Genomic DNA, 10346 nt, shown 5'->3' with positions numbered 1-10346 from the left:
GCCCGCTGGCGCAGGCGGACGCCGGACACACCGTCGTCCTCCCGGGCGGTGAAGGCGTCGCGGTGCCCGTCCCGGTGGAGACCGCGGACATCGGGCCCGGCGAGCTGCCCACCCCGTGGTCGCGGGGGTCCGTGCCCGGTGGTGAGCCGGTGACGTCCGTGCTGGGTTCCGTCGCGAGCGTGCGTCGAGGCGTGGTCGGCCGAGGGGTGAACATCGCGGTCTGGACCTGGGACGACTCCGCGTTCGCGTGGCTGGCCGGAGAGCTCACGATCGACCGCTTCCGCGAACTCCTGCCCGCGCTGGAGGGCATGGAGACCCGCCGTTACCTGCTGCCCAACCTCCGCGCCGTCAACCTCGTGGCGCGCCCCCCGCGTGGTGTGCCGCTCGACAGCGGGCTCGGGGCCGACCTGGCCTCCGTCCGTCTGTCGATCCCCGGCGAACTCCTCGAGTTCGGACCGTGAGGCTCGTCGCGAGGCCCGGACCGGCGGACATGGAGCGAACGTAGGACAGACCCCTGCGCCTCGGCTGCCTAGCGTCGGTGGAGACCGTCCATCGTCCGGGCCCGCCGGGCGCACGTCCCGTGCGGTCGTCTTACGAGGAGTCCGCATGACACGTTCGATCATCGCCAGAGTCCCGGTCGTCGCCGCCACCTCGCTGATGGCCGCGGCTGTGGTCGCGGTCGGGGCGCCGGTCGCCACCGCCCAGACAGGGTCCCCCTCCAGTGCCGAACTCGGCAGCGAGCTCGGGGACGCCGCCGGGAGTGTGCAGGAGTTGGAGGCCATCATCGAGGGGATGAACCCGGGTGCCCGGGGAGCGCTGGACAACGGGTCCCTGGCCAATCTCAACGAACTGATCGCGAACATCCGCAGTGGAGAGATCCTCGATGTGTTCCGGGTGGTGCAGGGGATCCCCGGGGGTTCGCAGGACATCATGACCCTCGCGGAGAGGGCGTCGCGCGGTGAAGTGGGGTGGGATCGGGTCCTCGCGGCGACCCAGGTGGTCCTGGCTCCGGTCACGCCGTGCAACACCTTCACCAATTCCGGGCGGCAGGGCATCTTCACCAACAGGCATGAGATCGGCCGCAGCGGCGGCGGCCGGGTACTGCTGCGGTTGGAGACCTATTACGTGCCCGACTTCGTCGAGGTGGCCTATGACGGAACCGTGCTGTGGACCACCCCGGGCTACGTGGGAACCAACGGAGACTGGCACGTATGGATCGACGTGCCCCCCGGTGTGTCGACATCGATGACGGTGAAGGTAGACGCCCCCCGGAACGGCACCGAGTGGAACTACACCCTGGGGTGCCCGGTGTGACCCCGCGCGACGGCGGGTGAGGTGATCCTCCCGGTCCGCACCGGGAGAACGCCGTGCCAAAAAAGCAAGCAAGCATGCTTGCTTTATTCGAGGCGCGGTGGGAGTCTGATGCCATGCAGACGAACATCCGGCCCTCGGCGACGGAGGACCCGCACGCGGTCCTGGCCGCGCTCAGCGCCCGACTAGACGACCTCGTCGAGACCGCCGGTCCCGACGTCTGGCATCTGGACACCCCGGCCGTGGGCTGGGACGTGGGCATGCAGATCGCGCACCTGGCCTGGACCGACGAGGTCTCGGTCACCGCCATCACCGATCCGGACGCCTTCCAGGGTGTGGTGGAGACGGCCATGGCCGATCCGACCGGTTTCGTGGACGCCGGTGCCGCCGAGATCGCCGCCACCGGCCGCGACGAGGTGCTCGCCCGGTGGCGCCTGGCCCGGGGAGAACTCGCGGACGCGCTCAAGGCCGCCGATCCGGGCGACCAGGTCCCGTGGTTCGGACCGCCGATGCGGCCGAAGTCCATGACGACCGCCCGGATCATGGAGACCTGGGCACACGGCATCGACGTCGCCGACGCCGTCGGGATCCCGCTCGACTCCGACCCGGCCTTCATCGCGGCGCTGCCCCACGTGGCCCGTCTGGGGTTCAAGACCCGCGGCTTCGCGTATCTGATGAACGGACTCGAGGCCCCGTCCTCGGAGGTCCACCTCGCGCTCACCCTGCCCGACGGCACCGTCCTCGAGTTCGGCCCGGCCGACGCCGAGCAGCGAGTCACCGGACCGGTGCTCGACTTCTGCCTGCTGGTCACCCAGCGCGTCCACCGCGCCGACACCGCCCTCGAGGCGGTCGGCGAGGACGCGGAGGAGTGGCTGCGGATCGCCCAGGTCTTCGCGGGCCTGCCCGGCGGCGGCCGCGAGGAGGGGGCGCGGGCATGACCGTGAGGAACCTCGCCGCGCCGCTGCGCGTGGGAAACATGTCCGGCTTCTACGGTGACCGCATCTCCGCGATGCGCGAGATGCTCGAGGGGGGCGAACTCGACGTCCTCACCGGCGACTACCTCGCCGAACTCACCATGCTCATCCTGGGCCGCGACCGGATGAAGAACGCGGAGCTCGGGTACGCCAAGACCTTCCTGCGGCAGCTCGAGGACTGTCTCGGGCTGGCGCTGGAGAAGAACGTCAGGATCGTCGCGAACGCGGGCGGTCTCAACCCCGCCGGCCTGGCCGGCGCGGTCGTCGAGCTCGGATCGCGGCTGGGGCTGTCCCCGCGGGTCGCGCACGTCGAGGGCGACGACCTGATCGACCGGGTCTCGGAACTCGACATCCCGGCCGACGCCGGCTTCCCGGTCACCGCCAACGCCTACCTCGGGGGCTTCGGGATCGCCCGCTGTCTGGACGCCGGTGCCGACATCGTCGTCACCGGTCGCGTCACCGACGCCTCGGTCATCGTCGGTCCGGCGATCAGCCACTTCGGGTGGACCCGGACGGACCTCGACGCCCTCGCCGGCGCCACCGTCGCGGGGCACGTCATCGAGTGCGGGACCCAGGCCACGGGCGGCAACTACGCCTTCTTCAACCGCGGTGAGATCGCCGACCCCGTCACCCCCGGTTTCCCCATCGCCGAGATCGCCTCCGACGGCACCTCCGTCATCACCAAGCACGCCGGGACCGGGGGAGCGGTGACGGTCGGCACCGTCACCTCCCAACTCCTCTACGAGGTCACCGGGGCGCGCTACGGCGGGCCCGACGTCGTCACCCGCCTGGACACCGCTCGCCTCGAGCAGGAGGGCCCCGACCGCGTCCGCATCTCCGGGGTGCGCGGCGAGACCGCCCCCGCCACCACCAAGGTGTCGGTGACGTGCCTCGGTGGCTTCCGCAACGAGGTCACGTTCCTGCTCACCGGGCTGGACATCGAGGACAAGGCCGCACTGGTCGAGCGCCAGATCCTCGCCGGCCTCGCCACCCGTCCGGCGGAGATCGACTTCCGCCTCAGCCGCACGGACCACGCGGACGCCGACACCCAGGCCGCGGCGACCGCACTGCTGACCGTCGTCGCCTGGGACCCGGACTCCGACGTGGTGGGCCGGGCGTTCTCCGACGCCGCGGTGGCCATGATCCTGGCGAGCTACCCGGGTGCCACGCCGAGCGCGCCCCCCGGTCGCGGCGGCCCGTACGGCGTGTACGTCCCCGCCTACCTCGACCAGGAGAAGGTGCCGCACGTCGCGGTGCTCCCCGACGGAACCCGGGTGGACATCGCGCCTCCGGAACACACGGAGGAGATGGGCGACGGTCACGCCTCCGACGGCCTCGACGCCGAGGGTGCATCGCTGTCCCCGTCCTCCCGGTCGACGGCGTCCACCACGCGCAGGCCCCTGGGGGACGTGCTCGGCGCCCGCTCGGGAGACAAAGGCGGGACCGCCAACATCGGTCTGTGGGCCGGAGACGCGGCGGCCTACCGCTGGATGCGCGAAACCCTCACCGTCGACGAGCTGCGTCGCCTGCTCCCGGAGACCGCCGACCTCCCGGTCGAGAGATACGAACTTCCCCGCATCAATGCCGTGAACTTCGTCATCGACGGACTGCTCGGCAAGGGCGTCGCCCACGGCTACCGCTGGGACCCCCAGGCCAAGGGACTCGCCGAGTGGCTCCGCTCCCGCCTCATCGACGTGCCCGACGACATCACCGCCCCCGTACCCGCCGCCCCCGTACCCGCCGCCACGGCACCCGCCGAGCCGGCCCCCGCAGAGGAGAACGCGTGACCATCCCGCCGTACGTACCGGGGGATCCCTGGTATTCCGAGGAGAGTCTCGCCCTGCGCGAGACCACGACCCGTTTCGCCGAGCGCGAGATCCTGCCCCACCAGGACGAGTGGGAGGCCGCGGGCGCGTTGCCCCGCGAGCTGCACGCGAAGGCCGGCCGGCTGGGCCTGCTCGGTGTCTCGTTCCCCGAGGAGGTCGGGGGCGGGGGTGGCGACATGCGTGACTCCCTGATCGTCTGCGAGGCCCTCCACGAGGCCGGCGTCGCCGGCGGCGTGTTCGCCTCGCTGTTCACCTGCGGGATCGCCACCCCCCACCTGGCCCAGTCCGGCCGACCCGACCAGATCGAGCGCTGGGTCAGGCCCACGCTCGCCGGCGAGTTGATCGGCTCCCTGGCCATCACCGAGCCCGGCGGCGGTTCCGACGTCGGACGCCTCACCACCACCGCCCGCCGGGACGGCGACCACTACGTCGTCAACGGCGCCAAGACGTACATCACCTCCGGTACCCGCGCCGACTTCGTGGTGACCGCCGTGCGCACCGGCGGTGACGACCTGAAGGGAGCGGCGGGCGTCAGCCTGCTCGTCATCCCCACCGACACCCCCGGTTTCCACCGCTCCGCCCCGCTGGAGAAGCTGGGCTGGCGTGCCTCGGACACCTCCGAGTTGACGTTCACCGACTGCCGGGTGCCGGTGGAGAACCTCGTCGGCGCCGAGCACGACGGGTTCGCCCAGATCGCCATCGGCTTCGTGGGCGAACGCGCGGCGCTGGCCGCCCAGGGGTACTCCCACGCCCAGCGATGCCTCGACCTCACCCTGGACTGGGTGCGGGAGCGTGAGACCTTCGGCCGCCCCCTGCTCTCCCGGCAGGCCGTGCAGAACACCGTCACCGAGATGGCCCGCCGTATCGACGTCGCCCGCACCTACACCCACCGGTGCGTGGACCTGGCCGCGGCGGGGCACGACGCGATCGCCGAGGTCTGCTTTGCCAAGAACACCGCCGTGGAGTGCGCGGAGTGGGTCGCCAACGAAGCACTCCAGCTCTTCGGAGGTCTCGGCTACATGGCCGAGTCCGAGGTGAGCCGCCAGTACCGCGATGTCCGCCTCCTGGGCATCGGCGGAGGCACCACCGAGATCCTCACCACCCTCGCCGGACGACGTTTGGGGTACACCGCATGACCATCCTGCGTTCCACGCTCGACACCACCAGCGCCGAGTTCGGTGCCGCCAAAGCCGCGATGGAGGACAAACTCACCCAGCTCACCGCCGATCTCGAACCCGCGCTCGCCGGCGGCGGCGAGAGCAAGGTCGCCCGCCACCGCGAGCGCGGCAAGTTCACCGCCCGGGAACGGATCGACATGGTTCTCGACCGCGAGTCGCCCTTCCTCGAGCTGTGCGCTCTCGCCGCGTGGGGCTCGGACTTCCAGACCGGCGCCTCCGTGGTGGCCGGGATCGGCGTGGTCGAGGGCGTGGAGTGCCTGGTCATCGCGAACGACCCCACGGTCAAGGGCGGCACGTCCAACCCGTGGACGCTGCGCAAGATCCTCCGCCTCAACGACGTGGCCATGAAGAACCGGCTCCCGGTGATCAGCCTCGTCGAGTCCGGTGGCGCCGACCTGCCCACGCAGAAGGAGGTGTTCATCCCCGGAGGCGCGCTGTTCCGCGACCTCACGCGCCTGTCCAAGGCCGGCATCCCCACCATCGCCGTGGTCTACGGCAACTCCACCGCCGGCGGAGCGTACGTCCCGGGGATGAGTGACCACGTGGTCATGATCGAGGAGCGCTCGAAGGTGTTCCTCGCCGGACCCCCGCTGGTCAAGGCGGCCACCGGTGAGATCGCCGACGAGGAGACCCTCGGCGGCGCCGACATGCACGCCCGCGTCTCGGGACTCGCCGACCACTACGCCCTCGACGAGGCCGATGCCGCACGCATCACGCGCGGCATCGTCCGCAGGCTCAACTGGTCGAAGTCGGGACGAGCCCCGCGAGCCGAGGTCATCGAGCCGCTCTACGGCGCGGAGGATCTCCTCGGCATCGTCCCGGAGGACCTCAAGATCCCCTTCGACCCGCGCGAGATCATCGCGCGCATCGTGGACGGGTCCGACTTCGACGAGTTCAAGCCGCTCTACGGGGCGAGCCTGGTCACCGGGTGGGCCGAGATCCACGGCTACCCCGTGGGCATCATCGCCAACGCCCGCGGCGTGCTGTTCAGCGAGGAGGCGCAGAAGGCCACCCAGTTCATCGAGCTGGCCAACCGCTACGACACCCCGCTGCTGTTCATGCACAACACCACCGGGTACATGGTCGGCTCCGAGTACGAGCGCGGCGGCATCATCAAGCACGGCGCCATGATGATCAACGCGGTCTCCAACTCGGAGGTCCCGCACCTGTCACTGATCACCGCCGCCTCCTACGGTGCCGGGCACTACGGCATGTGCGGCCGCGCGTTCGACCCGCGGTTCCTCTACACCTGGCCGAGCGCCAAGTCCGCCGTCATGGGCGGTCAGCAGCTCGCCGACGTGGTCACGTCCGTGGCCGCCGCCGCCTCGTCCGCCCGGGGCGAGGAGATGACCCAGGAGACGATCGACGGTCTCAAGACCATGATCGCCGACCAGATCGAGAAGGAGTCGTTGCCGGCCTTCCTGTCCGGGATGCTCTACGACGACGGCATCATCGACCCCCGCGACACCCGGACCGTGCTGGGTCTCAGCCTGTCCGCGATCCACTCCGGAGAAGTCGCCGGAACCGACCGCTTCGGCGTCTTCCGGATGTGAGGAACACACCCATGCAGAATTCACCCACCCCAGCCCCGATCACCTCGGTCCTGGTCGCCAATCGCGGGGAGATCGCCCGCCGTGTCCACCGCACCGCCCGCGCCCTGGGCATGACCACGGTGGCGGTCTACTCGGACGCCGACTCGGGCGCCCCGCACACCCGCGAGGCCGACGCCGCCGTCCGTCTCCCCGGCAACACCCCCGCAGAGACCTACCTCCGCGGCGATCTCGTGATCGAGGCCGCCCGTGCCGCCGGAGCCGACGCCATCCACCCCGGCTACGGCTTCCTCTCCGAGAACGCCGGGTTCGCCCGCGCCGTGATCGACGCCGGCCTGGCCTGGGTCGGCCCGCCGGTCGCCGCCATCGAGGCCATGGGTTCCAAGATCGAGGCCAAGAAGATGATGGGCGAGGCGGGCGTCCCGATGCTCACCGACCTCGAGCCCGCCGACGTCACCGAGGACATGCTCCCGGTGCTGGTCAAGGCCTCCGCCGGTGGCGGCGGTCGCGGTATGCGAGTGGTCCGCACGCTGGACTCGCTGCACGACGAGATCGCAGGTGCTCAGCGGGAGGCCAAGTCCGCCTTCGGTGACGACGCCGTGTTCTGCGAACGCTATCTCGAGCGTGGCCGCCACATCGAGGTCCAGATCATGGCCGATTCCCACGGCACCGTGTGGGCGGTGGGCGAGCGGGAGTGCTCGATCCAGCGTCGCCACCAGAAGGTCATCGAGGAAGCCCCCAGCCCGCTCGTGGAGCGGACGCCGGGGATGCGGGAAGCGCTCTACAAGGCGGCCCGTGACGCCGCCGTCGCCATCGGCTACACCGGCGCCGGCACGGTCGAGTTCCTCGCCACCGACGACGGCGAGTTCTTCTTCCTCGAGATGAACACCCGCCTCCAGGTCGAGCACCCAGTCACCGAGGCCACGACCGGACTGGACCTGGTGGCGCTCCAGCTGGACGTGGCGGCGGGCCTTCCCCTGCCGTCCACCACACCCCCGGCCGCCCACGGCTGGTCGTTCGAGGCCCGCCTCTACGCCGAGGACCCGGCGAGCGACTACACGCCGGGTTCCGGAACCCTGTGGGCGCTCGACGTCCCCGGCGTCTGCTCGACCTTCGAGGGCCCGCACCGCCCGGGCATCCGGGTGGACAGCGGTGTCGAACCCGGGGCGGACGGCGCGGTGATCGGCGTGCACTACGACCCGATGCTGGCCAAGGTCATCTCCTACGGCCGTACCCGTTCCGAGGCCTGCGCCTCGCTCGCCGGCGCGCTGACGCGGGCGAAGATCCACGGCCTGACGACCAACCGCGCCCAGCTGGTCCGGGTCCTGCGCCACCCGGAGTTCATCGCCGGCAACCTGTCGACCGCGTTCCTCGACGATCACGGTGCGCAGGCGCTCGCCGCCCCGCTCGCCGACGACGAGGCCGTGGCGATCTCCGCGCTGGCCGCCGCGATCGTGTCCGGGACCGCCGACCACGCCGCCGGGCCGGTGGCGCTGGCGCAGGCGGGCTTCCGCAACGTCGGCCGCACGCTCCAGAGGCGGACCTACCGGTTCGGGGAGGACGAGCTGGAGGTGGCGTACATCCGCGACCGCTCCGGCGCCCACGCGGACGGCGATCTCGCCGAGGTCGTCCGCGTCGGACAGGTCCGCCCCGACTCGGTGGACCTCGAGGTCAGGGGAGTGCGCCACACCTTCTCCGTGGCCCGGTACGAGGTGGTGGGCTCCGACACCGTCGTGGAGGTGGACTCGCCACTCGGACCGGTCCCGCTCATCGAACCGCCCCGGTACTCCGATCCCGGCGCGGAGGTCGCCGCGGGTTCGCTGCTCGCCCCCATGCCGGGTGCGGTCATCCGGGTGGCCGTCTCCGTCGGGGACACCGTCACCGCCGGCCAGCCGCTGCTGTGGATGGAGGCCATGAAGATGGAACACACCATCTCCGCCGCCGTGGACGGCATCGTCACCGAGCTGCCCGTCGAGGTCGGCACCCAGGTCGAGACCGGCACCATCCTCGCCGTCGTCGCGGAACCCGACAGCACCGACGCCGACAGCACCGATCCCGCCAGCACCGACACCACCACCCCCCAGGAGTGACCACGATGACCGACATCTCTCAGATCCCCAACCCCGTCGTCGACACCGAGGAGCAGAAGCAACTCCGCAAGGTCGCCTTCGACCTGGGCTCGCGATACGGCATGGAGTACATGCGCGAGAAGTCCGACGCCGGCGAGACCACCGACGAGCTGTGGACCGAGGCGGGCAGGCTCGGACTGCTGGGGGTGAACCTGCCCGAGGAGTACGGAGGCGGCGGGGCCGGCATGACCGAGCTCGCGATGGTCGAGGAGGAGCTCTCCGCCGCGGGCGCCGGGCTGCTCATGATGGTGGTCTCGCCCGCCATCAACGGCACGATCATCTCCCGCTTCGGGACCGAGGAGCAGAAGAAGCGCTGGCTGCCAGGCCTGGCCTCGGGCGAGATCATCACCTCGTTCGCCATCACCGAGCCGGACGCCGGGTCCAACTCCCACGCCATCACCACCACCGCACGCCGGGACGGCTCGGACTTCCTGCTCAGCGGGCAGAAGACCTACATCTCGGGAGTCGACCAGGCCGACGCGATCCTCGTGGTGGCCCGACTCGAGGGCGCCGCGAGCGGCAAGCTCCAGCCGGCCCTGTTCATGGTGCCCACCGACGCGCCCGGACTCGAGCGCACCCACATCCCCACCGAGGTGCGCACGCCCGAGCGGCAGTTCCAGCTGTACTTCGACGACGTGCGCCTGCCCGCGGACGCGCTCATCGGTGACGGCGACACCGCGCTGCTCATGCTCTTCGCGGGCCTCAACCCCGAGCGCATCATGGCCTCCGGGATGGCGATCGGTTCCGCCCGCTACGCGATGGACAAGGCCACGAAGTACGCGAACGAGCGCACCGTGTGGAAGACCCCGATCGGCGCCCACCAGGGGATCGCCCACCCCCTCGCCCAGTGCAAGATCGAGCTGGAGCTGGCCCGGTTGATGATGCGCAAGGCCGCGGCGCTCGTCGACGCCGGCCTGGACGACCTCGCCGGCGAGGCCGCCAACATGGCCAAGTACGCCTCCGGAGAGGTCTCCGCCCGCACCGTCGACCAGGCCATCCAGACCCTCGGCGGCAACGGGCTGTCGGTGGAGTACGGACTCGCCGGCATGCTCGCCGCGTCTCGCCTGCCCCGCATCGCCCCGGTCAGCCGGGAGATGATCCTCAACTACGTGGCCCAGCACTCGCTCGGGCTGCCGAGGAGCTACTGAGGTGGCCGCGGCGGACGATCAGACCGTGGGTGTTCCGGTGCTGGTGCGCTACGAGGTCTCCGGGGGCGCCGCCCGCGTGACCCTCGACTCGCAGCACAACCGCAACGCCATCTCGAGCGCCCTGGTCGAGCAGCTGCACGCGGCGCTCGACCGGGCGGCCGCGGACGACGGTGCCCGCGTGGTGGTCCTCGGTCACGCCGGCGGGACCTTCTGCGCCGGTGCCGACCTCA

General features: G+C 71.1%; 8 protein-coding genes and 1 pseudogene. All 9 read left to right on the top strand.

From position 1 onward, the window contains the following. A pseudogene (locus tag G6020_RS05485) lies at positions 1-461 on the top strand (hypothetical protein); the annotation flags it as partial. 145 nt (positions 462-606) lie between these two features. Further along, positions 607-1314, top strand: a complete 708-nt coding sequence (locus tag G6020_RS05480; protein ID WP_179525938.1) for a hypothetical protein — start codon at positions 607-609, stop codon at positions 1312-1314. Positions 1315-1427: 113 nt separating this feature from the next. Beyond that, complete coding sequence (locus G6020_RS05475; protein WP_179525937.1) at positions 1428-2249, top strand: TIGR03084 family metal-binding protein; 822 nt, start codon at positions 1428-1430, stop codon at positions 2247-2249. Next, positions 2246-4072, top strand: coding sequence for an acyclic terpene utilization AtuA family protein (locus G6020_RS05470; protein WP_182609927.1), 1827 nt, complete (start codon positions 2246-2248; stop codon positions 4070-4072). The genes G6020_RS05475 and G6020_RS05470 overlap by 4 nt, the downstream gene beginning before the upstream one ends. Further along, complete coding sequence (locus tag G6020_RS05465) at positions 4069-5247, top strand: acyl-CoA dehydrogenase family protein (RefSeq protein WP_182609926.1); 1179 nt, start codon at positions 4069-4071, stop codon at positions 5245-5247. Before G6020_RS05470 ends, G6020_RS05465 begins: the two co-directional genes overlap by 4 nt. Then, on the top strand, positions 5244-6842 hold the full coding sequence (locus G6020_RS05460; protein ID WP_182609925.1) for a carboxyl transferase domain-containing protein: 1599 nt from the start codon (positions 5244-5246) through the stop codon (positions 6840-6842). The genes G6020_RS05465 and G6020_RS05460 overlap by 4 nt, the downstream gene beginning before the upstream one ends. A gap of 11 nt (positions 6843-6853) precedes the next feature. Further along, entirely contained in the window at positions 6854-8929 is a 2076-nt protein-coding gene (locus tag G6020_RS05455) for a biotin carboxylase N-terminal domain-containing protein (protein WP_182609924.1), read from the top strand. A 5-nt stretch (positions 8930-8934) separates the two neighbouring features. Then, positions 8935-10116, top strand: coding sequence for an acyl-CoA dehydrogenase family protein (locus G6020_RS05450; protein ID WP_179525932.1), 1182 nt, complete (start codon positions 8935-8937; stop codon positions 10114-10116). Position 10117: 1 nt separating this feature from the next. Beyond that, positions 10118-10346: enoyl-CoA hydratase-related protein (locus tag G6020_RS05445; RefSeq protein WP_347238314.1), on the top strand; the 229-nt coding region annotated here is incomplete at its 3' end.

It is taken from the genome of Dietzia sp. B19, from assembly GCF_014145155.1.
Classification (GTDB): Bacteria; Actinomycetota; Actinomycetes; order Mycobacteriales; family Mycobacteriaceae; genus Dietzia; species Dietzia natronolimnaea.
The sequence above is the reverse complement of the archived record's forward strand: the minus strand, read 5'-3'. Positions and strand labels throughout refer to the sequence as shown.